This window comes from Streptomyces sp. NPDC058051 (assembly GCF_042885475.1).
Lineage (GTDB): Bacteria > Actinomycetota > Actinomycetes > Streptomycetales > Streptomycetaceae > Streptomyces.
In genome coordinates this window covers 200,232-223,046 of the sequence record NZ_JBHVRW010000010.1, presented here as the reverse complement: position 1 = coordinate 223,046, position 22,815 = coordinate 200,232, and the positions used below count along the sequence as shown (strand labels likewise).

General features: G+C 69.6%; 18 protein-coding genes. 1 reads left to right on the top strand and 17 read right to left on the bottom strand.

Translation table 11 applies throughout. The features are described from left to right. Positions 1–236: 236 nt before the first annotated feature. From ACFVUT_RS18430 to ACFVUT_RS18365, 14 genes are all read right to left on the bottom strand, one after another. Positions 237–2,345: an SUMF1/EgtB/PvdO family nonheme iron enzyme gene (locus ACFVUT_RS18430; protein WP_389649399.1), complete on the bottom strand. Its 2,109-nt coding sequence runs from the start codon at positions 2,343–2,345 to the stop codon at positions 237–239. Positions 2,346–2,467: 122 nt separating this feature from the next. Beyond that, entirely contained in the window at positions 2,468–2,848 is a 381-nt protein-coding gene (locus ACFVUT_RS18425) for a VOC family protein (RefSeq protein ID WP_389649402.1), read from the bottom strand. A gap of 14 nt (positions 2,849–2,862) precedes the next feature. Continuing rightward, entirely contained in the window at positions 2,863–4,284 is a 1,422-nt protein-coding gene (locus ACFVUT_RS18420) for an ABC transporter substrate-binding protein (RefSeq protein ID WP_389649405.1), read from the bottom strand. A gap of 8 nt (positions 4,285–4,292) precedes the next feature. Beyond that, on the bottom strand, positions 4,293–5,132 hold the full coding sequence (locus tag ACFVUT_RS18415) for an ABC transporter permease (RefSeq protein WP_389649408.1): 840 nt from the start codon (positions 5,130–5,132) through the stop codon (positions 4,293–4,295). A 3-nt stretch (positions 5,133–5,135) separates the two neighbouring features. Further along, positions 5,136–6,146 carry an ABC transporter permease gene (locus ACFVUT_RS18410; RefSeq protein WP_389649410.1) on the bottom strand — a complete coding sequence of 337 codons (1,011 nt, stop codon included), beginning with the start codon at positions 6,144–6,146 and terminating at the stop codon, positions 5,136–5,138. Positions 6,147–6,269: 123 nt separating this feature from the next. Further along, the gene (locus ACFVUT_RS18405; protein WP_389649413.1) at positions 6,270–7,838 is read right to left on the bottom strand and encodes an ABC transporter substrate-binding protein; all 1,569 of its coding nucleotides are present in this window, start codon (positions 7,836–7,838) and stop codon (positions 6,270–6,272) included. A gap of 205 nt (positions 7,839–8,043) precedes the next feature. Continuing rightward, on the bottom strand, positions 8,044–9,204 hold the full coding sequence (locus tag ACFVUT_RS18400; RefSeq protein ID WP_389649415.1) for a MalY/PatB family protein: 1,161 nt from the start codon (positions 9,202–9,204) through the stop codon (positions 8,044–8,046). Positions 9,205–9,210: 6 nt separating this feature from the next. Next, on the bottom strand, positions 9,211–9,882 hold the full coding sequence (locus ACFVUT_RS18395; RefSeq protein WP_389649418.1) for an aspartate/glutamate racemase family protein: 672 nt from the start codon (positions 9,880–9,882) through the stop codon (positions 9,211–9,213). Further along, positions 9,883–11,676, bottom strand: a complete 1,794-nt coding sequence (locus ACFVUT_RS18390; RefSeq protein WP_389649420.1) for a dipeptide ABC transporter ATP-binding protein — start codon at positions 11,674–11,676, stop codon at positions 9,883–9,885. A gap of 68 nt (positions 11,677–11,744) precedes the next feature. After that, on the bottom strand, positions 11,745–12,617 hold the full coding sequence (locus ACFVUT_RS18385) for a sulfurtransferase (protein ID WP_389649423.1): 873 nt from the start codon (positions 12,615–12,617) through the stop codon (positions 11,745–11,747). A gap of 124 nt (positions 12,618–12,741) precedes the next feature. Then, the gene (locus ACFVUT_RS18380; RefSeq protein ID WP_389649425.1) at positions 12,742–14,046 is read right to left on the bottom strand and encodes a dihydroorotase family protein; all 1,305 of its coding nucleotides are present in this window, start codon (positions 14,044–14,046) and stop codon (positions 12,742–12,744) included. A 404-nt stretch (positions 14,047–14,450) separates the two neighbouring features. Further along, positions 14,451–15,335 (bottom strand): dihydrodipicolinate synthase family protein, encoded by an 885-nt coding sequence (locus tag ACFVUT_RS18375; RefSeq protein ID WP_389649428.1) that lies wholly within the window; start codon positions 15,333–15,335, stop codon positions 14,451–14,453. Further along, positions 15,332–16,582 carry a pyridoxal phosphate-dependent aminotransferase gene (locus ACFVUT_RS18370; protein ID WP_389649430.1) on the bottom strand — a complete coding sequence of 417 codons (1,251 nt, stop codon included), beginning with the start codon at positions 16,580–16,582 and terminating at the stop codon, positions 15,332–15,334. Before ACFVUT_RS18370 ends, ACFVUT_RS18375 begins: the two co-directional genes overlap by 4 nt. Before the next feature lie 71 nt (positions 16,583–16,653). Then, positions 16,654–17,334 carry a GntR family transcriptional regulator gene (locus ACFVUT_RS18365; RefSeq protein WP_389649433.1) on the bottom strand — a complete coding sequence of 227 codons (681 nt, stop codon included), beginning with the start codon at positions 17,332–17,334 and terminating at the stop codon, positions 16,654–16,656. A gap of 116 nt (positions 17,335–17,450) precedes the next feature. Here ACFVUT_RS18365 and ACFVUT_RS18360 point away from each other — a divergent pair, with 116 nt between their 5' ends. After that, on the top strand, positions 17,451–18,218 hold the full coding sequence (locus tag ACFVUT_RS18360) for an SDR family oxidoreductase (RefSeq protein ID WP_389649436.1): 768 nt from the start codon (positions 17,451–17,453) through the stop codon (positions 18,216–18,218). A gap of 200 nt (positions 18,219–18,418) precedes the next feature. Here the strand turns inward: ACFVUT_RS18360 and ACFVUT_RS18355 are convergent, their stop codons facing one another. The 3 genes from ACFVUT_RS18355 to ACFVUT_RS18345 all read right to left on the bottom strand — a co-directional run bounded on the left by ACFVUT_RS18355 (position 18,419) and on the right by ACFVUT_RS18345 (position 22,574). Then, positions 18,419–19,042, bottom strand: a complete 624-nt coding sequence (locus tag ACFVUT_RS18355) for an SMI1/KNR4 family protein (RefSeq protein ID WP_389649439.1) — start codon at positions 19,040–19,042, stop codon at positions 18,419–18,421. A gap of 391 nt (positions 19,043–19,433) precedes the next feature. Beyond that, complete coding sequence (locus tag ACFVUT_RS18350) at positions 19,434–20,528, bottom strand: NAD(P)/FAD-dependent oxidoreductase (RefSeq protein ID WP_389649442.1); 1,095 nt, start codon at positions 20,526–20,528, stop codon at positions 19,434–19,436. Between the two features lie 111 nt (positions 20,529–20,639). Then, complete coding sequence (locus tag ACFVUT_RS18345) at positions 20,640–22,574, bottom strand: hypothetical protein (RefSeq protein ID WP_389670989.1); 1,935 nt, start codon at positions 22,572–22,574, stop codon at positions 20,640–20,642. Positions 22,575–22,815 lie beyond the last annotated feature (241 nt).

Sequence of the window (22,815 nt, the reverse complement as noted above, 5' to 3'; positions counted from 1 at the left end):
ATGACCACGAGTTGCCGGACGAGATCGGGGCGGCGCATGGCACGAAGGACATCCGTCCACCGTTGCCAGGCACAACCGCAACCCGGCAACCCGGCAGGCAGGCAGGCAGAGGCGAACACACACGTCCAACGCGAAGGTTGTAAGAATGAGTCTGCTGCATTGCGCTGCCCGGAGCATGCACATCACGGTCCACTGACAGGGCCTGCCCACCCGGACCGGCAGGCCCCGTCAGCCTGTCAGCTCCCGGCCACGACGATCCTGAAGCCGTTGCCCCGCCAGAAGCCGTCCGGCTCCAGGCTGCCCCGGTAGGTGCAGCAGGCCTTTGCCCTGCCGCTGGAGAAGCAGCCGCCGCGCAGGACTCTGCGGACCGAGGGGGCCGCGTCCGCGTTCTCGCGGCCGTCCGATGTGTAGGGGTAGGCGAAACCCGGGGTGGCCATGTCCTCGCCCCACAGAGTCGTCGTCCACTCCCACACCTGACCGGCCATGTCGTAACAGCCGTAAGGGGAACGGCCCCTGGGAAAGAGGCCCACCGTGCAGGTGGCGTTGAAGCCCGCTTCCTCCGAGTTGGCACAGTCATCGGTCCACCCCGCTCCCCACGGGTACACGATCGTGTCCGCGCCACGGTCGGGTTCGTCACCGCGGGACGCGCGTTCCCACTCGGGCTCCGTGGGCAGCCGTACCAGCTCGTCGGGGCCGATGCGCCCGCAGGCGCGCCACCGGTCCGTCAGCCATGCGCAGTACCCACGCGCGTCTCGCCAGGTGAGGTCCGTGGCCGGGGCGTTTCGGCGGTCCTCGGCGAAGCCGTCCGGGCTGCGCCATGGATGCCCCGTCTCCTGGACGAAGGCCCCGTACTGGGCGTTCGTCACCGGGTACAGGCCGATACGGAAGGCGTCGACGGTCACCTTGTGCGGTGGAGCGGAATTCGGGTGCGTGAGCGAACCCATGACGACCGTACCCGCGGGGACGTCGGCCAGGGCCGACAGATCACGGGGGTCGCCCCAGCAGGACAGGACCCTTCCGGCACGTTCGCGCTCGGGAGCCGTCAGCGCACCCGTCTCCACAACGGCAAGCAGGTGTCCGCAGATCCGCTCACGCAGCGCTCCGGGCTCGGTGACGAGACCGGTGGCAAGATCGGTGGCGAGACCGGTGGCAAGATCAGTGGCGAGATCGACGGCGAGCAGCGCACCACGTGACACATCGTCAGCGGATCCCTCAAGCAACGCCCCGACCAGGGCGTTCGCCTCGGCAGATCCGGCGTAACGGACCGCGAGACTTCTCAGCACCGGAGCCCACAACGCGGGATCGCGCCGGTACGACTCGGTGATCGTCTCCGGCCGCTGCGTCAACAGACGGCGGGCTGCCAGCAGTTGCCGCACCCGGCGGTTGCCCAGGAGCAGCGGGTCCGCATCGGGGTCGAGCGCCGCCCCCTGGAGCAGCTCGACCGCACGCCCGCCCAGACGCCGAACCTCCTCGGCGGAACCGGCGGTGCCCGCCAGCCATTCGTCCACCAGGATCTCGGGGGTTCCGCCCGCCGCCCGCGCCTGGACGGCCATCGCGAACTGGGCCGGAATCGCGCCCACTTCACCCAACACCGCAGAAGCCGTGTCCGGGCCGACGCCCGGAATCCCAGACAGCGCCTCACGTCGCTGCGCCACGGTGAACGGCAGCAGCTCATGACGTGTGTACTGCGCGGGCAGCACCCACGACCTGACCACCGAGGTCTCGCCGAGCGCCAGTACCCTGACCCCCGGATACCGCTGCTGGATGTCCATCGCCTCCTGCAGCAACGCCGGGCCACGCTCCCCCGCAGCCTCGACACCGTCCAGGATGATCTGCAGCGCGGCATGCTCCGGGACCGGAGCCCCCCGCTCGGGGCGCAGGCAGTGAAGCAGCTCGTCGATGTCCGGCACGGCCGCGCCGAGGAGGTCCCTCAGGCTCGTGGCAGCCGTGACCCGCAGACAGAGCGGCAGGACTTCCGGCGCCTGCCATTCCTCGTCGTGCACGGCACCCAGGTCGTTGCGCGGCACCGCGCGCGCCGCCTGTCCCCCGCCGGCGAGGACATACGCGAGGTACAGCGCCAGGCTGGTCTTGCCGCTGCCGCAGTCCCCCGCCAGCACCAGTGCCGCGTTGTCCCGCACGGCTTCCAGGGCCGAGAAGTACACGGGGGGCTCGGGGTCGGTCTGGTCCCTGAGTTTCCGCAGGCCCTTGGCCGCCTTGTCCTCGAAGGTGAAGTTGACGAGGCGCGGCAGATGGCCCGTTCGCAGGTCGAGGTGCGAGCCGTCGGAAAGGGGCAGCAGCGCCGCGTCGCCGTAGCTCCGGGCGGTCGACAGCAGCCGGTCGCGCACTGCTTGGATCCCGTTCCTGTTCCTGTTCCTGTTCCTGTTCCCGTTCCCGTTCCCGCTCCCGCTCCCGCTCCCGCTCCCGCTCCCGGCAGGGTTCCCGGTCTCGTTCCGGATCTCTCGTGTCATCAGAACAGCTGCGCAACGTCCGGGGAGCGGAAGCGCTGGATCTCGATCGCGTATCCGGCGGGATCCTCGAAGAAGAAGTGCTCGCAGTACGTGCCGGTCAGCACGTCCGAGAGCCCCGGCACACCGGCCTTCTCCATGCGCGCGTGCCAGCCCTCGACATCGTCGGCGACGATGGTGAGCAGCACCGCGCTCTTCTCCTGGTGCTTCAGGTGCCCGCGGGTGCCGTCGACGATCCCGAAGTAGCACTGGCCGGCGATCCGGTAGATGCGCGCGAGCCCTTGGTCCAGCACGAGTTCGAAGCCGAGCACGTCCTCGTAGAACGGTGCGACCTCATGGATGTCGGGATAGTAGAAGAAAGTGATCGAGTAGTTCTTGTCCATGACCGGTTACCTGTTCATGCGAGGGTGAGTGTGCCCTTGTGGTCGATCGAGAGCCCGGCCACGCCGGTGCGCGTCCCGAGCACCTCGACCGGGTGCACGAGATAGAGCCACGGGGGGTTCTCGTGGAGACGCCGCAGGCAGCGGGCGTAGGCGGTCCGCCGGGCGTCGTGCGAGACGGCGCTGTTGGCGCGCCCGATGAGGCGCTCGGTCTCCTCGTCGTCGAAGCCCTGCCACCAGACGGCCCGGGTCGCGCTGGAGATCTTGTCGTTGAGGATGCGGTACGTGCTGTGCGGCGAAGAGTCGAAGACCGCCATGTCGCCGATCTCCTTGCGCCCCACCTGGCGCGCGTACTCCGGGCGGTCGCGCTCGGTCTCGACCGTCACGTCCAGCCCGACCGCCTCCAGCGATGCGGCGATGAAGTGACTGGTCTCCGGGGCCCGTTCCGGCATGAAGGTGGGTGTGCGCAGCCGCACCGAGCCGCCGGTGCCGGCCTCGTCGAGCAGCCGCCGGGCGGTGTCGGGGTCGTAGCGGACCGGCTCCAGGCCCGCTTGTGCCGTACCCAGGTGGAAGGGGCCGGCCACGGTCGCCGACGGCACGGCGAGACCGTGGAACACCTCGGTCGCGAGCGCGACGGTGTCGACGGCGTGGTTGACGGCCAGCCGGGCCTTGGGCGAACGGAAGATTCCCTCTTGGCAGTTGAGGTACGCCATCACCGACAGCGTGTTGACCGCCGTGCTCCAGTCGACGTCCTCGTCGAACGCGAGACGGCCCTCGACGCGCTCCAGGTTGAGCGCCGCGTCCACCTCGCCGCAGCGCAGCGACGCCAGGCGTTCCTCAGCCCCGCGTTCGGCCAGCGCGACGATCCGTTCCCAGCCGTGACCGCCGCCCGGTCCGCCGACGCGGTCGCCGCCGGCCGGTCCACCGGCCCGTTCCAGGACCGCTCGCCGTCCGGCTTCGAACTCGGCCACCCGATAGCGCCCGGTGCCGAGCACCGGCTGCCCGTCGTCCGTCAGGCGGCAGATGTAGAACTCGCTGAAGATGTCCAGGACATCGGCCAGCGGCCGTGGATTCTCCACCCGCACCACGCCGTCGCCCTCGGCCGAGATGCGGGCGTCGGCCAGGTAGCGCGCGTACGACCACTTCATCCCGAAGGTGTCGACGGCGTCGAGGATTCCGGAGACGAAGTCGATCACGTGGTGCGCGGTGCACGGCACGCCGTCGTGGAAGGTGGCGCCCTCCCGGAGGGAGAAGGTCCACTCCCGGCCGTCGGCGGAGTGGGTCCAGCTCTCGAACAGCGCGGGACGCACCGAGCCGTCCTGCCACTTCAGCAGGGGCTCGAAGACCAGGTTCTTCAGGGTCAGCACACTCGTGTCGTCCGTCACGCGTGTGGGAGGCAGGAAGTCGACCTTTTCGAGGGCGATCGTCAGAGTGGACATGGCGGGCCTCAGGCCTCCTGCTTGCGGCGGCGCGGGTTGAGCCATTCGGCGAAGGAGTCGCCGATCAGGTTGAACGACAGGACGGCGGCCAGGATCGCGCACCCCGGGGCGAACGCCACCCAGGCGGCGCTGCGCACGTACTCCAGGCTGGCGGAGACGTCCGCGCCCCACTCGGCCATCGGGGGCTGGGCGCCCAGGCCGAGGAAGCCCAGGCTCGCCGTCTGCAGGATCGCGCTGCCGAGCGCCAGTGTGGACTGGACGAGGAGCGGTCCGAGGCCGTTCACGAAGACGTAGCGGTGCAGGATCCTGAAACGTGGCACACCCATCGCGGAAGCCGCCTCGACGTACGGCTTGACCCCGATGGCGAGTGCCTCGCTGCGGGCGACCCGGGCGAACTGCGGTGCCAGCGTGACGGCCACGGCGAGCATCGCGTTCTGCAGGGAGGGACCGAAGGCCGCCGCGAGCGCGATCGCCAGCACCAGGCCCGGGAAGGCGAGGACCGAGTCGACGACGCGCATGATCACGGTGTCGGCCCAGCCTCCGAAGAAGCCGGCCACGAGTCCGGTCGTGACGCCCACGACGAAGGCGATGAGTACCACGCCGATGCCGATGACCAGCGTCGCGCGTCCGCCGTACATGACGCGGGTCAGTACGTCACGGCCGAACGCGTCGGTGCCCAGCCAGTGTTCCGCGCCGGGCGGAAGCAGTTTGTCTCCGATGCTGAGTCGGGTCGGCGAGTACGGCGACATCAGCGGACCGATCGTGACCAGGCCGATGAGTATCAGCAGGATCGCGAGGCCGACGGTGGCCAGGGTGTTGCGGCGGAGGAAGACGACGAAGTCTGCCATGGGTCAGCCCACCTTCGTGCGGACGCGGGGATCGAGCACGCCGTACAGCACGTCCACGACGATCGATGTGATGACGAACAGCAATGCGAAGACCAGGGTGGCCCCCTGGATGACGGGGTAGTCCCGGGTGTTGATGGCCTCGAACATGTACCGGCCGATGCCCGGCCAGGAGAAGACGGTCTCGGTGAGGATGGCTCCGCCGAGCATGTCGGCGAACTGCAGCCCGATAACGGTGACCGTGGGCAGCAGGGAGTTGCGCAGCCCGTGGCCCAGGACGACGGCGCCGCGGCCGAGCCCCTTCGCCCGGGCTGTGCGGATGTAGTCCTCGCCCATCGTGTCGAGCATGGTGCTGCGCACGTACCGTCCGATCGAGGCCGCGAGGAAGGCGGCGAGCACGATCGTCGGCAGGATCAGATGCTCGACGGCGCTGCCCACCGCCGCCCAGTCCCCGGCGATGATCCCGTCGAGGACGGCGAAGCCGGTGACGGGCTCGTCGATGATCGTCGGATCCAGCCGTCCGGACACGGGGAGCCATCCGAGGGCGGTCCCGAAGACGATCTGCAGAAGCAGTGCCAGCAGGAAGGCCGGCATCGAGACGCCCAGCAGCGAGACGAGCCGGATGACATGGTCGGCGGAGGTGTTCGAGCGTACGGCGGACAGGACACCGATCGGGATGCCCACGACGACGGCGACGAGGAGCGCCATGACGGAGAGTTCGAGGGTGGCGGGCAACCGGGAGGCGATCTCGTCCGCGACGGGCTGGCCGGTCTTCAGCGAGACGCCGAGGTCTCCTCGCAGGACGTCACCGACGTAGGTGAAGAACTGCATCAGGACCGGCTGGTCCAAGCCGAGTTGGTCGCGCAGTGCGTCGATCTGCTGCTGGGTGGCGCCGGGCCCCATCAGGCTGACCGCGGGGTCGCCCGGGATCAGTCGCACCAGTGAGAACACGATCACCAGCACGAGAAACAGCATCGGTATGAGTGCCAACAACCGGCGCACGATGAATCTCGACATAACCTCATCTACCTGTTCGCCCTGCCCGTCCGCTGCGTCAGGACGGGCATCGCCAATCTCCGGGAACCCCGCAATGGCGGGCAGGCGGGCTCTGGGAGCCGCCTGCCCGCGGTCGCGCGGTGATCAGCTCTTCGAGACTCCCCAGTACTCGTTGAGCGGGGGTGCGCTGTTGATCACCAGGCCCTTGACGTCGGCGCGCTGGAACACGATCAGCTTCGGGCTGAACAGGTAGACACCGGGGACGCGCTTCGCGAGCTCTTCCTGGACCTGGTGGTACAGCTCCTTGCGCTGGTCCGTGTCGGCTTCCTGCTGGGCCTTCAGGATGAGGTCGTCGAGTTTCTTGTCCTCGGGCATACGGAACGTCATGGCCGAGTCCGCGAGCGACGAGAGGTAGCCGATGGTGATGTGCGCGTCGGGGTCGTTGTACCAGGGCTGACGGCCGTCGAGCGCCAGATCGAACTTCCCCGCGGTCTGCAGCGACCGGTAGGACGCGAACTCGGTCTGCTGGATCTTCACGCCGACGCCTATGTCGGCCAGGTTGGCCTGGACGAAGGTCGCGACGGATTTCCAGAGTTCGCCCTGGTAGCTGTAGAGCGTCAGGTCGAGGTCGGCGGGGTTCACGCCCGCCTCGGCGAGCAGCTTCTTGGCGCGTGCCGGGTCGTACGTGGGGGCGAGGTCCTTCATCTTCGGGTCGAACGCCCAGCTGTTGGTCGTCAGCGCCCCGTAGACGCGCTCGGCGGTTCCGCCGAAGACGCCGTCGAGCAGGCCGTCGTAGTCGATCGCGGAGGCGATGGCCTCGCGCACCCGGACGTCCTTGAACGGGCCGTCGGTGGCGCTGTTGTTGAACTCCAGCTGACGGATGATCTGGCTCGACGATTCGAGGATCTTGACGTCGGGGTTCTGCTTGAGGGCCTTGACGTCCTCGGCGGCGTTGCCCGCGAGCTGGCCCTGCTGGTGCACGATGTCGACGCCGCCGCTTTCGAGTTCGAGGCGTCGCGTGGAGGCGTCCGGGATCACCCGGTAGATGATGCGGTCCACCTTCGGCGCGCCCCGGAAGTAGTCGGGGTTCGCCTCCAGGACGACGTTGGTGCCGGCCTTGGCGCTCTTGAACTCGAACGGGCCGGTGCCCACCGGGTGGGCGTCGAACGTGTCCCCGGACTTCTTGGCCGCGGTCGGGCTGACGATCGCGGACTGCGGCTGCGCGAGGATCGAGAGGAACGCCGGGTACGACTTCGACAGGTCGATGCTCACCTGGGTCGGCGAGTCGACGGTGATCGTGTCGATCAGGTCGAAGGTCGCCTTCACGTAGGAGTTCATCTTCTTGGTGCGTTCCAGGGAGTACTTCACGGCCTCCGCGTCGAAGGCGGTGCCGTCCTGGAACTTCACGCCGCTGCGCAGTTCGAGGGTGAACTTCCTGGAGTCGTCGGAGACTTTCCAGCTCTTGGCCAGACGTCCTTCGAGCTCGGTGTAGCCGGGAGACTTCCAGGCCACGAGGGTGTCGAAGACGTTGAGGATGATCTCACTGCCGACCGGCTCGGCGAGGTTGGTGCCCGGCTCCACGCCGGCGGGGTCCGTGGGCACGGCGACCACGAGCGCATCCGCCGCGCCGCTCGCCTGCTCGGGGCCGCAGGCTGCGGTGGCGGACATCAGCAGAGCCACCGCGCCTGCTGCGAGTCCCTTCCTGAGTTTCACTTCACGGACCTTTCATGCCTGGGGTGAGCTGCGGCGTTTTCGGTACTGTTTTCACGCCTGTTCGCACTCTTGTAGTGAGTACTGCAGCACGTGATGCCGTACGCGAGCAAGGCACGCAACAAGAACTTCATACAGGGGTCTCGGCGACGGGACGCGAGTGGTCGCCGGGGAAGAACGTCCGGGGCCCGACGGCCTTCCGCCGGTCTCAGGGCAGCGGCTGTCGTACGCGCGCGAGCGCTCGTCCCATGCGGTCCAGCCCCTCGGCCAACAGGGCGCGCGGACAACCGAAGTTCAGGCGGACGCAGTCCCGGTAGGCGTCGCCGTAGTCACGGCCCGCGCTGAGGCCGACGCCGGCGTGGTCGAGGAAGAACTGCTGCGGGTCGTCGGCGAGCCCCAGGTCAGCGCAGTCCAGCCAGGCGAGGAACGTACCCTCGGCCTTGACCAGGCGGACGCCGGGAAAGCGCTTCGCCACCTCGTCACAGAGGAAGTCCCGGTTGTCCTGGACATAGCTCAGCATCTCGGCCTTCCAGCCGTCGGCTTTCGCGTACGCGGCCAGAGTCGCCTCCAGGCCCAGGACGTTGACGCTGTCGACCATGCCGAGCCTGGAGGCCGCGAACCGCTCGCGGACCTCCCTGTTCTGCACAATCGCGAAGGCCGTCTTCAGGCCGGCGATGTTGTAGGTCTTGCTGGCGGCCATCAGCGTGACCGTACGCTGCGCCGCGTCCTCGGACAGCGTCGCGAAGGGGACGTGCCGCCTGCCGTCGAAGAGCAGGTCGCAGTGGATCTCGTCGGAGATCACGAAGGTGTCGTTGGCGCGGCAGAGCCCGGCGAGGAGCTGGAGTTCGTCGCGCGTGAAGACCTTGCCCGTCGGGTTGTGCGGGTTGCACAGCAGCAGCGCCGTCGCCTCGCGCAGCCCGTCGCCGACGGCGTCGGCGTCCATCAGCCAGCCGTCCGGCGTCGGCGTGAGCGGCGCGTCGTAGCGCTCCAGCTGCCAGTTCCCCGGAGCGTTCAGGATCGGGCTGTAGACGGGCGTCTGGACGAGTACGCCGTCGCCGGGCCGCAGCATCGCCTTGAGCGCCATGTTGAATCCGGGCTCCACGCCGGGGAGGAACACGATGTCCTCGGGCGAGACCGTCCAGTCGTACTTCGTCCTCATGTCGGCGACGATCTGCTCGCGCAGTTCGTCCCGCGGGACTCCGTAGCCGAGGACGGGGTGTTCGAGCCGTTCCCGGACGGCGTCGATGATCTCGGGCGCCACCGGGAAGTCCATGTCGGCCACCCACATGGGCAGTACCTGGTCCGGGTACCTGCTCCACTTGGAACTGCCCGTACCCCTGCGGTCGCACAGCAGGTCGAAGTCGGTCATTCTTGTCTACTTTCTTGGACGGCGGGCCGTTCCACAGGCCAGGTCGAGCTGAGTGCAGGCCAGGGCGACACCCGCCTGCACCGGGTCGACCACGGGGATCCCCAGGGCCTCCTGCAGCGCGGCGCGGTACGAGCCGAGGCCGGCGCAGCCGAGGATCACGACCTCGGCCCCGTCCTCGTCGCGCAGCCGGGTGGCGGTCCGTGAGACGACGTCGATGACGTCGCCTGCCATGAGTTCCACAACGGTCGTGTCGATGGACCGGTCGCCGGCCAGTCGTCCGTCGAAGCCGAGTCGCCGCAGATACCGCTGGTGACGGTCGATGGACGACGGGCCGAGCGAGACGATCCCGAAGCGCCGTCCCAGGCCGAGCGCCGTGAGGTAGGCGGCCTCCGCGATGCCGACGACCGGCTTCGCCGTGGACCGGCGCACCTCGTCGATTCCCGGGTCGGAGAAGCAGGAGAGCACGACGATGTCCTCCGGCGCCCGGCCGACCTCTTCGAGGATGTGCGGCACCACCTCGGCCACGTGCGCGTCGGTCTCGATACCGGGAGGCGACTTCGCCAGCTCGGTGAGGCGCAGGGAGTGACGGGTCGCGGCCCGCACGGGGGCGAGGCACGACTCCATCGACGCGGTCACCGACACCGAGCTGTTCGGATTGAGGACGAGGATGCCGGACATTCAGTTCTCCTTCACGAGATGCCCGGGCGACTGCTCCCGGTAGACCGTCTTCGGCACCACATGGCCGACCGGCCGCACGGCGCTCTTGATCTCCATCCCCGTCCGGGACATCCGCTGCCGGCGGCGGGCCGGATCTGCGACCGGCACCGCCTCCATCAGCCGCTTGGTGTACGGGTGCTGGGGATCCTCGAAGATCTGGGCCCGGGTGCCGATCTCCACGATCTCGCCGAGGTACATCACCGCGACCCGGTGGCTCACCCGCTCGACCACGGCCATGTCGTGGCTGATGAACAAGTAGGCGATCTTCAGGTTCTCCTGCAGCTCCATCAGCAGATTGACGACCTGTGCCTTGATCGACACGTCCAGGGCGGAGACCGACTCGTCGGCCACGATGAGCGCGGGGTCGAGAGCGAGGGCGCGTGCGACGCTGACGCGCTGACGCTGTCCGCCGGAGAACTCGTGCGGGAACCGCCTGGCCATGTCGGGGCTGAGACCGACCCGGGTCAGGAGGTCGGCGACGCGGTCGGGCAACTCCCGCTTGTCCGCGAGTCCGTGGACGCGCATCGGTTCCGCGATCGCGTCACCGACCCGCATCCGCGGATTGAGGCTGGAGAACGGGTCCTGGAAGATCATCTGCATCTGGCGGCGCTGCTTGGTCAGCCGCGCCCGCGACATCGCCCGCACGTCCTGGCCGGCGACGCGGACGGTGCCGCTCACGGGCTCCACCAGCCGCAGCACCGACCGGCCCGTGGTGGACTTGCCGCTGCCGGACTCGCCGACCAGCGACAGCGTCTCGCCCTGCCGGATGTCGAACGAGACGTCCTCGACAGCGTGCACGCGCCCGGTGACCCGGCCCAGAACACCGGACTTGATGTCGAACCGGGTCACCAGATCGCGCACTTCGAGCACCGGGGCACCGACCGGGGTGGGCACCTCCCGCTCCGGCAGGACCTGGCCGGTGTCGACATCGGTCAGCGGGAACGTCGCCGGGTGCGCTCTGCCCTCCATCGACCCCAGCCTCGGCACGGCCGACAGCAGCGCCTTGGTGTAGCCGGTTTCGGGACGCGCGAAGATGTCCTGCGTCGAGCCGCTCTCCAGCGCCTTCGAACGGAACATCACCACCGTACGGTCGGCGACCTCGGCCACCACGCCCATGTCGTGCGTGATGAAGAGGACGCCCATCCGCTCCTCGTCCTGGAGGGACTTGACGAGTTCGAGGATGTCGGCCTGGACGGTCACGTCGAGGGCGGTGGTCGGCTCGTCGGCGATCAGCACCTTCGGGCGGCAGGCGAGCGCCATCGCGATCATGACGCGCTGCAGCATGCCGCCCGACAGCTGGTGCGGGTACTCGTCGACGCGCTTCTCGGCCGAGGCGATCCTCACCCGGTCCAGCAGCCCGATGGCCTCGGCCCGCGCCTGTGCCTTGGAGACACGGCGATGGCGCCGGATCGCCTCGGATATCTGCCGTCCGACGGTCAGCACCGGATTGAGCGACGTCATCGGCTCCTGGAAGATCATGGCGATCTCGTTGCCGCGCACGTCCTGCATCTCCCGCTCGCCGAGCGACAGCAGTTCGCGCCCCTCCAGCGTGACCGAACCGGTGACACGGGAGGTCCGCGCGGGCAGCAGACCCATGATCGACAGGGCCGTCACACTCTTCCCCGACCCCGACTCGCCCACGAGGGCCACCGTCTCGCCGGAGCCCACACCGAAGCTCACGTCGTCGACGACCGGCACCCATTCCCCGCCACGGCGAAAGGAAGTGGTCAGATTCTCAACGGACAGCACAGTCACATGGACGCTCCTGGGGACGGTTCGGCGGAGTGCGCCGCCAAAACCAAGGCCAACACGTTCGGCAGGGTCTACGAGGCGGTCGCCCGGACCGGATCCGCGCCGGTGACGACGGGCCGCTCGGGATCGCTGATGTACGCCGACCACGAGCCGGGATACATGGCGGCGGGAACCCCGATGGACGCCAGCGCCAGAACGGAGTGCGCCGCCGACATCCCGCCGCCGCAGTACACGCCGACGGGCCGCTGTCCGTCGACGCCCAGCGCGCGGTACATCTCCCGCAGCGTCGCCGCGTCGGTGAAGGTGCCGTGGTCGGTGACGTTGTCGGGGGCGGGGGCGCTGACGGCTCCCGGGATGTGCCCGCGCGCGGGCTCACCCTCGGCGACCGGAGCGCCGATGTAGTTGGGCCGGATACGGGCGTCGAGGAGCACGCCCTCCTCGGCCGCGCGGAGCGCCGAGCCGGCGTCGAGTTCGGGCATGTGACCGGGCGACAGCACGATGCCGCTGGGCCCCGGCCGGGTGGCCGCGGTCGTCACCGGAAGCCCGGCTTCGAGCCAGGCGGGCAGTCCGCCGTCCAGGACGCGGACGTCGGGCAGGCCGGCCCACTTCAGCACCCACCAGGCGCGCGCCGCGGTCATGCTCCGGTCGTAGTCGTAGACCACGATCGTGCTCTCGGGGCGCAGCCCCCAGGCGCGCGCCTTCTCCTGCAGCACGTCGATCTCGGGGAGCGGTCGCTGCCCGCCCTCGGCCGAGGCGGGTGCCTGGAAGTCGGTGTACGCCTCGGTGTCGAGCGCGCCCTCGATGCGCAGGCCGGTGAAGTAACGCTGTCCCGTGTAGGGGTTGACGGAGTGGACGGCCAGCACCGTCACGTCGGCGCCGCAGCGGCGCAACTCCTGCAGCTCCTGCGGCGTGAGCAGAGCGGCGCCGCGTATGTCGTCAGGCATGTGCCACCGTCCTTCCGATTCCTCTTGTCGCCGTGTCCGCTGCCGCGGCCCGCGAAGCCTGCCGTGTCGCCGTGCCCGTACTCATGGCGACGTGTCCGCCGTCGCGGCCGATGTGCCCGGTGCGTCATGCCTTGGCGACCGGCGCACCTTCGCCCCCCGTGACGTCGTCCTGGTACGAGTAGATCTGCTCGCCGCGTCGGTACACGCGCTCGATGCGCTGCTTGAGCGTGCGGCCGTGGTAGGGCGAGTAGAAGGAGCGGTCGGCCAGCGCGCCGCCGTCGACCGTCCAGCTGCCCGCCGGGTCGACAAGGGTGAGGTCGGCGTCGAAGCCGGGCGCGATGCGTCCCTTGCGTGTGATCCCGAAGGTGCGCGCGGGGCCCTCACAGAGCAGCTCGACCACGCGCCGGGGTGTCACCCAGGAGTCGGGCGAGGCCGCGGCGTCGAGGAAGAGCGGAAGCATCAGCTCGATGCCGGGCAGGCCGTTGCTGGACGCCGTGACGTCGTCGGCGAACTTCTCGTGCTCGCCGTAGCCGCAGTGGTCGCTGCCCATCACGTCGACGGATCCGCCGCGGCTGATCGCGTCGCGCATGGCGGCGGCCTTCTCGGGCCTGCGCAGCGGCGGCGTCACGCGGCCGAGGCCGCCGAGGGGCGCGGTCGCGTCGAGGAAGAAGTAGTGCGGGCAGCTTTCCACGGCGATGTCGACGCCGCGGTCCCGGGCGGCGCGGGCCACGTCGAGCGCCTCGGGTGCCGAGACGTGGGCGATGTAGACCGGACCGTTCGTCATCTCGGCGATCGCGCCGACGGTGGCGACGGCAGCGGCCTCCAGTGAGGTGGGCCGGGCCGCCTGGAACGCGTCGAGGTCCGCGTAGTCGCCGACGACCTTCTCGTGCAGGTTGAGGACCTCGCCGAGTTCGGCGTGGACGACGATGCGGACCTTGGCGTCACGGGCCTGCCGCAGGGCGGTGTAGAGGTCGCCGTAGGAACTCATCACCGACGGGTCCGAGTGCGCGAGGAACAGCTTCGCGCCCACGACCGGGGAGAGCGGGGCCAGGGCCGCGAGCCCTTCCGGCAGGCGGTCGGGCGTGATGCGCACATGGAATCCGTAGTCCGCCTGCCCGAGCCGCGCCGACGCGGTCGCGCGGGCCACGGCGTCGGCGTACGGCTCGCCCGGCTCCGGATAGAGGTGGTGCAGCGCCGTCGTGACACCGCCCCGGGGGGCGGCGGCTCCCACGCTCTCGAACGTCTCGTCGTGGATGGGATGCGTGTGGGCGTCGATCACGCCGGGCAGTGCCTGCAGACCGTCGAGGTCGACGACCTCGGCGCCCTCCGTCTCACCCGCGGCCGTGACGGCGACGATCCGTCCGGCGCGCGTGACGATGTCGAGCTTCGCGTCGCGCTCGTCGCCGTACATGCCTACGCCACGCAGCACTTGAAGACCCTGTACCGACCCGAGCATGCCTGTTCCACCCCTCACATCGGCTACCACACCGCGGACGGTAGCACGTACTGCAGTACTTGCCATGCGGCGTCCGCCATATGACATGCCCGTACGTCCACCACCGGGCAGCAACACGCCGATATGCACCGACAACGGACCGAACGGGCCTTTCCTGCCGCGCTGTTCAGGACATGGGCGCCACGGGGACCGGAGCTTGAACGGCACGGCGTCCAGGGCATGAGCTGCGCGACAATCAGAGCTTGAGCGTCCCGGTGTGTTCAGAGCTTGAGATGCACGGCGTGCAGAGCCTGAGCGGTCCGGCGATCAGAGCTTGAGCAGCCCCGGCGAGCAGAGCCTGAGCAGCCCGGCGTTCAGAGCCTGAGCAGCCCCGGTGTTCACAGTTTGAGCTGCGCGACGAGTCGGCGGAGCTCGGGCAGGGCTTCGGGGTCGCCGGCCGCGACGGGCTGGCGGGCGGCCGGGGTAGCGATGACGCCGCGCTCGGCCAGGAGCTTCTTGCGGATCGAGACGCCGCCGACGCCGAGTTGGGCCTCGTAACGGATGAGCGGCATGGCATGCCAGAAAATCCGCTGCGCCTCCTCGCGGTCGCCGCTCGCGTAGGCCCGGTGGATGGCCACCAGCACTTCCGGAAACCCGAAGCCGGTCATGATGCCGACCGCGCCGCGGTCGAGTTCCTCCACCATGTAGAGGCCACCGAGACCGCCGAAGCACGGAAGGTCCGGGTTCGCGGCGAGGATCCCCGACACCTTGGTGGGGCTCGGGACCTCCTCGACCTTGACCGCGGCGATCCTGTCGAGCCGGCCGATCTCGCCGATGGTCGACGCGGCCATCCTGACGCCGGTGGTGACCGGCTCGTCCTGCAGGACGACCGGCAGCGGGGACGCCGCCGCGACGGCCTCGTAGTGGCGCCGCTGCAGCTCCGGTCCGGCGGCGGCGCGCGGCGGGGCGACCATCACCGCGGACGCGCCGAGTTCCGCGGCCCGTTCGGCCCTGACGATCACGGCGCGGGTCGACTCGGCCGTGCAACCCGCCACCACGGGAGTGCCGTCGGCCGCCTCGACGACGCCGCGCAGCACCACGTCCCGTTCCGTGTCGGTGAGTTTGTGGGCCTCGCCCATGATGCCGAGCGGTACGAGCATGTCCACGCCCGCCTCGACCGCCCAGCGGGTGACGGCACCGACGCCCTCGACGTCGATGTTCTCGTCCTCGGTGAACGGAGTCACCATGATGTTGGCGACGCCGCGCCAGTCGATGGCCGTCAAGACTGCTCCTCGTGAAGGGTCGGTGCCTGGGCCGCCCCGTCGGCGGCGGTCGCGGCATGGGGATCGGAGACGAGCTCGGCAAGGCGGTCGACCGCCTCCAGGAGCACGTCGCTCGTGGTGGTGAGCGCGAGCCGGACATGCCGGTCCGCGCCGGGTCCGAAACTCGCACCGGGCACCAGCGACACCCCGGTGCGCTCCAGGGCCCAGGTGGCGAACTGCGTCGAGTCCGGGACCGGCGTGCGGCTCACGTCGACGAGCAGGTAGAAGGCGCCTTCGGGCCTGCGGACACCGAACTGCGGGACCTCGCCGATCCGCCGGAGGGCGACATCCAGCCGCTGCCGGTACGTCCCGGTCATCTCGCGTACGACGTCGCGCGGCCCGGTGAGCGCGGCGACTCCGGCGTCCTGGACGAACGTGGCGACGCACGAGGAGGTGTGCTGATGAACGGCGAGGATGCGGTCGGTCAGGGCGGGGGGCGCGACGACGTAGCCGAGCCGCCAGCCGGTCATCGCGAAGGCCTTGGAGAATCCGCTCACCACGACCGTCCGCTCCGCCATGCCGGGCAGGGAGGCGATACTCGTCTGCGGGCCGTCGTAGACGACGTCCTCGTAGATCTCGTCGGAGAGCACGACGACGTCGTGCGCCTGCGCGTACCCGGCGAGCGCTTCGAGTTCGGCGGCGTCGAACACCCTCCCGGTCGGGTTGTTCGGGGAGTTGACGATGATCATCCTGGCGCCCGGCCGGTGGGCCGCCTCCAGCCGCTCGCGCGTCAGCCGGAACCCGTCCGCGGCATCGAGCGGCACAGGGCAGGGCTCGGCGCCGGCGATGGTCACCATGGAGACGTAGGACACCCAGCTCGGCGCCAGGATCATGACCGGCTCGCCGACCCCGGCGATCGCGGAAACGGCGATGGTGAGCGCGTACTTGGCGCTCGGTGTCGTGACGACCTCGCGGCCGGGCGCGACCTCGATGCCGGTGCGCGCCTCACGGTCGGCGGCGATCGCTTCCAGCAGGGCGGGGATGCCGCGGGACGGCGCGTAGTGCGTGCGGCCTTCCCGGAGCGACCGGACGCCCGCCTCCACGATGTGCCCGGGCGTCGCGAAGTCCGGGTCGCCGGAGCCGAGGTTGATGATCGTGCGCCCCTCGGCCCGCAGGCGCGCGACGGTGTCGCCGAGGGCGACCGTGGCACTGGTGGCGGACCGGGGCGGCGTCAGAGCGCGTGGAGCGAAAGCCGGGTTGCCCAACATGGCAGCCACCATACTGCGTACTGCAGTACGCGCAACAGTTCACAGTCGGGGACAGGTCGGCCGGTCGGACGTCAGAGGGATGCGATCAGCTGCGAAGCCTTCGTTCCGGGGTTACGGACAAGGCTCTCCAGGATGTGCCGGCTCGCCTCATAGGCCTCCCGGTGCACGATCTCCCTCATCGCGTCGACGTTCTTGGCCGCGATGGCATCCAGCAGGGCGTCGTGGTCGGCCTGCATGCCGTGGTCCTCAAAGGTCGGCAGGCCGAGATGGAAGACGCGCACGGAGTCCTCCATGACGCGCTTCACCGACTCGACGATCCGGCCGTTGCCGGTGAGTCCGGCGACCGCCGTGTGGAACTCGGCGTTGCGCCGGATGAGGTCGACACCGGCGACACCCGGTTCCCCCGTGGCGGCCGCGAGGGGCCGGAGCGCTTCGACGTCCTCGGGCCGCGCCCGTTCCATGGCGAGTTCCGCAGCCCCGGTCTCCAGCACGTAGCGCAGGTCACAGGTCTCGGTGATACCACCGATGGTGAGGCTCGCGACGGTGTAGCCCTGCCCGCGCCGGACAGTGAGCAGCCCCTCCTGACTGAGCCGGCCGAGCGCGTCCCGCACGGGGCTGGCACTGACGCCGAACTGTGCCGCGATACTGCTCTCCGAGAGGCGTGCGCCCGGAACGAGTTCGAGATTTTGGATCTGGCGCTTCAGCTCCGAGTAGACGAGCGCCCATCTGGCGACCTTGGCCTCTTCCCTCATGCCCCTTCATTTCCCTTTCGTCAGACTTGCCCGTCACGCGGAAGGCGAGTTACTGCTGGTCCATGACGCAGGACGTACTGTAGTGCCCGCCATTGGCGCATCTACAGGAGTCAACTATGACGGATACCCGCTCCCACACCGCACTCGTTCTCGGAGGATCCAGCGGACTCGGCCGCGCCTCCGCCGCCGCCCTTCTCGCCGCCGGATCGCGTGTCCTCGTCACCAGCCGGGACGCGGGCCGCGCGGCGGAGGTGGCCCGGGAGCTCGGCGCGGGGGCGTCCGGCATCGCGCTCGATCTCGCCGATCCGGCCGCGATCGCCGCCGCCCTTCCCGAACTGGCCGGGCTCGAGATCGACCAGCTCGTCCTCAACTCCGGCGGACCGGCCCCGTCGACCGCGAGCGAGCTCACCACCGAGGCGCTCCGGACGGCGATGGAACAACTGCTCTTCGCCCACATCACCCTCACCAAGGCCCTGCTGCCGGGGATGCTGGAGAACGGCTGGGGCCGCATCGTCGCCATCGGTTCGAGCGGCGTGCAGAGCCCCATCCCGACCCTCGCGGTCTCCAACATCGGCCGCGCGGCGCTCGCCGCCTACCTGAAGTCGCTCGCGGGCGACGTCGCCGACCGCGGGGTCACGGTGAACATGGTGCTGCCCGGGCGCATCGCGACGGCCCGGGTCGCAGCCCTCGACGAGGCCGCTGCCCGCAAGAGCGGACGGAGCCCGGACGAGGTCGCGGCACAGTCGGCCGCGCGCATCCCGGCCAACCGCTACGGCGATCCTGCGGAGTTCGGTGCCGCGGTGTCCTTCCTCGCGAGCGAGCAGGCCGCTTACATCACGGGCGAGCAGCTCCGCGTCGACGGCGGCATGGTCGGCTCGTACTGAAGGGCCTGACCGGCTCGGCCCACGGGCCGTGACCGTGGCAGCACGGCTGACAGGCGCCGACTCGGACCGGGGGCGATCCACGGAAGTTCGCCCGGCCGATGCCCCGCGATGGGCCTGACCGCGTTCTCACCAGTGGTTGAGTGGGGAATTTTGCGACCGGGCGGCCGGACCGGCTCCGCCGGGCGTCGGCCCGGCCGCGTTCACCAGCCGACCAGATCCATGGACCTGTGAGCGAGCCAGTCCGTGAACGACACGGGCTGACCGCCCAGGTTCAGAGGAAGGATCCGGTCGCAGGTGGCCCGGCCGTCGAACCACAGTGAGCCCCGGTGCGGACCGGTGACAACGAGCAGGGTCGAGAAGGCACAGCCGTTGTCCTGGATGAATACGGCGCCGGACGTCTGGCGCTCCCGGAACACCCCGTACTCGGCGTCCCACTGCTCCCATGCCGCTTGGTAGGCGTTGTGGTCCGGAAACTCCTGCGTCAGCGGCTCGCGCGCGTCCAGCTCATCCTCGTAAGCACGGTAGGAGTCGGGATGCGGGAAGTCAGTGGTGAGCAAGTGGTAGTTGGTGCTTGAGTCACCATGCCAGCCCCAGCCTGCCGCGGATCGGCACAGCCGGTTCACCACGCCGCCGGCGCTCTGCCGGAGCACGTACTCTCGGTACTGGTCCGGGAACGCGATGCCCAGCTCCGCCTCCGCTTCGCAGATCTCCGCTTCGGACAGCGGCGGCGGGGAAGCGACCTGCCTCGCGGGTGGACCGCTGAGCCCGTCAGAGCGCCGTCCCCGAGCGATGCGTTGGTCTTCCGCCATCCAATCGGTCGTCATACAGGTGAGGGTAGACGCGAGCGATCCGTCAGGACTCCGCCGGGACATGGATGCGCCCCGCGCGGGGATTCGCGGCGCCGGCCCGGCCTGCGACTACGGACGCCTGCGGACGTCTTCGCCCATGCCGCGGCCGAGAACGTCACGCTGAGGATCGACGGCACCGAGACCCAGGCCCGCCGCCCGCAGGCGCACTGCCCCGGACGCCGGGACTTCGTCAAACATGTGCGGCGGGGCCGACAGACACTGATCCGCACCGATTCCGCCGGCGGCAACGAGCGGCCCGGCGCCTGGGTAACAGAGAGCGCCGACATGCCCCAGCCCACGAAATTCCGCACCTCGCAAGCACAGAATCCCCGTCAGCGAACCGACGAGGACTCATGAACGATCGAGGTCAGAAGCGATCCGGGCGGCAACCCGACAGAACCGGCTCAACGGTTCCGTCGACCAACTCCCGTGCGACCAGGCGGCCCACGGCCGCGGCGAGCGTGACCGCCGAGTGCATCACCGCCAAGTAGAGGCCGGGGACCTCGGCGACCGGGCCGACGATCGGCTCACCGTCGGCCGGCATGGGGCGCGCTCCGAGTCGGGTGCTGAGCAGCTCGACGCTCCCGGCGCCATGGAAAGTGGACCGGACGGCGGCAAGGGTCCGTTCGGGCGAGTCCGCGGCGGCGATCAGCCGGTCCGCAGCGACCTGCCGAAGGTCGAAGTCCTCGGTGTTGACCACGGTGCGGACCAGACCGGCCGGGGCGCGGAGCCGGAACAGCGGCGACGGCGACGGTTCGACCGGGACGCGCACGCCGAGCGACGCGCCCAGCGCGGCCGTGGCGACTCCGGCCGCCAGCACCACTGTCGTACCGGAGAGGGGTCCTGTTGCCGTCTCAACCCCGTTGATACGGCCCGCTGTATCCCGGCGGACCGCGGTAACCGGCGTGTCCAGATGTACCCGAGCTCCATGGGTGCGAGCGGCCGCGACCAGCCGCTCGGTCACGCCCACCGAGTCGACAGCGCCGTCATCCTGCGTCCAGACAGCCCACTCCGGAGGCCGCCGAAGCATGGGTTCGAGCGTCGCCACGGTGGCCGCGTCCACAATTGTCTGCCCGGGCCCGGCGTCGGGCGCACTGCCCTCCCTGGTCCAGCTCAGCGAGCCGGACCAGGTAACCGGGAGCCCTGGCAACTCGGCCCCGAGTCGGTGGTACTCCGTCGTTGCGGTGGCCCGCAGCCCGGCGGCCGGACCTTTGCGCACGCCAGACGCTCCGACCCAGGCGAACGAGTCCGCCGTCACGCCGGCGCCTGGCCGCCCGGCGTCGACCAACGTCACCGCGGCGCCCGCCCGGGCGGCGTGATAGGCCACCGATGCGCCGACAATGCCGGCGCCGACAACAACCAAGTCCCCGCTCACCAATGAGCTCAACACGTTCACGACCTTAGCGTCCGCCCGCGCGGCCTGGTGGGTCGACGCCCAATGACCGATGACTGCCCAGGCCATCGGCGCTCGTGAACACCCCCTGCGGGTAAGCGTCGCAGGCCGCACCCCGTCCGCCGGCTCAAGCGCTCAGCTCCGCCGGCCAGCATGCTCATCCGCCAACCGAAGCGCTCGTCAGCGTGTGTGGTCGGCAGTCGGCGTGCAGAGTTTGCTCAGGTCCGCCCATACATGGTTTCCGGCCCCGTTGACGATGACCAGTTCCTCGATGCGCGGCCCTTGCTTGTCTGCCCTCTGCTTGCACAGATTTTCTCGAACCTTGGCCCATTTCCTGGTCTCGAAGAGGGAACTCTCCAGATCGGCCTTGGACTGGTGGAACAGGTCCGTGAGGTTCGGCTCCAGATAGATCTGGAGGACACGCCTGAAGCCGGGGGGCGCGTTCTCGGCCAGGCCGTCCGATCCGCTCGCTCCGGCCTCCCCGTTGAGCTGCTCGCCGCCCTTGTCCACGTGGTCCGGCAGGTTCCTCCTGGAACTGGCGGCCTTGACCTGGAACGCCTTCTTGATCTCCTCTCCTCCCTTTCGGGACACGGTGATGTAGTCCGCCTTGTACTTCTCTCCGTTGATCTCGTAGGCGCCGTCGTAGGTCACCTCGGTGTTCGGATCGGTCACCATCAGGTGGGCGACCTGCTCCAGCACACGAATGTCACCCGGGTTGTCCATCTTGTTGGCTTTGATCACGTTCGCGGCCAGATCCTTGATGTTCGACAGGCGTCCTGACTGCGCGATCGCCGCCAGCAGGGGAAGCTGGCCCCGGTTGTCGGCACTGCGCAGGGCCGCGACCGCGACCTCGTTGGCCTTCGTGTCGTCGCCGGCGGCGTTCTTCGTCATCAGGTCCAGCAACTTCGCGACCGCCGGCTTCAGCGGGGTGGCGACGAACACGTCGTCCGGTTTCAGATTCCGCGCGTGCAGACGCCGGCCCACCTCGGGATCGGGCCCGTAGTACGCGTACGAGTACACCCACACGGGGTCGACATGCCGCACGGTCGATCCCGTGCCGGCCGCCGCGTTGGGGCGCGTCCCGCTCACCGTCCGGGACTTTCCCGGAGCCAGGACACCCAGCGGGTGGGCCCGGTCGGGAATGCCCGGGAAACTCACGTGCAGGGTGGCCTCCGCCGGCTCGTCTCCTTCGTTCGTGACTGTGTAGGAGTACGAGCACGGCTTGCTCGTGCACAGGTACGCATCGTCCGACGAGGTCGTGAAGACCGGCCCCTGGGCGTTCTTCACCTTCTCGGCGGACGTCAGGGGAGGCACGGCGGCCGTCTTCGCCTCGCCGGCGGCCACGCGTACGGCTTTTGCCTCCTTGCCCGTGGCCGGATGCAGTATCACGTTGAGGTACGGGTTGCTGTACCTGTCGCTGTCGTCGGACGGCATCCGGTGAACAGCCGGGAGCACCCGGCCGCCTGCCGTGTGACGCCAGGACGCCGACTTGACCGGGCTGGAGCGGGCCGGGCTGATCCCGATGGCCAGCACCGTGTGCGGTGCCGCGTCGGCGAGGACGACCGTCCAGTCCCGCGCGGCATAGGACGTGGCTTTTCGGCCCCGCACGCTTTCGACGTCTTCCTGGACCACAGAGGGGTCGGAGGTGACCTCGCGCACAAGGGAAGCGAGCGACGCGGGATTCAGGGAGCCCGCGTTCACGCCGAAGCTGTCGAGCATGTAGTAGCCGTCGCGCTTGACAGGCGCCACCCAGTGACTGCTGCTGGACAGATCTTTTCCGTAATGCGGGCCCTGTTGCGCCCAGAAGTCGTCGTCGCCCTTGAGATAGAGCTGATCCGCGGACCACGCCATGGCGGCCCGGCCGGTCACCGGCATCCTGAGGGTTCCGCTGGCCTCGCCGTCGGAGGTGACGGTCAGATCGGCCCGGACCTCGGTCTCTCCGCCGCTCGAACGATAGGCGGCTGACAGGCGCACACCCGGCAGCGCCGCCAACGCCTTGGCCGCGGCGGCACCCTTGGCCGCGACGGCGGCCGGGGACTGACCGCCCGCCCCCTTGGAGTCCGCGTCAGGCCCGCCGGAACCGTCCGGCCGGAACAGGGCGACGAGCACCACCACCGCCGCCGCCAGCGACAGGCCCGCATACAGGCGCCGCCTGCTCCGGGGACCGGCCGTCGGTGCTGCTGTGGGCGGGTGGGCCGGTGGTGGGGGAACGGTGGGAGGTGGAGGAGGAAGGATGGGTGCCGTGTCCTCGGACCGTGGGATGTCCGGTGGCACGGCAGGGGGAGGCGGCTGCTGCGGTGGCTCCGGTGTGCCCGCACCGCTTTCCGGCTGACGATCGTCGTCCACGCTTCCCCCT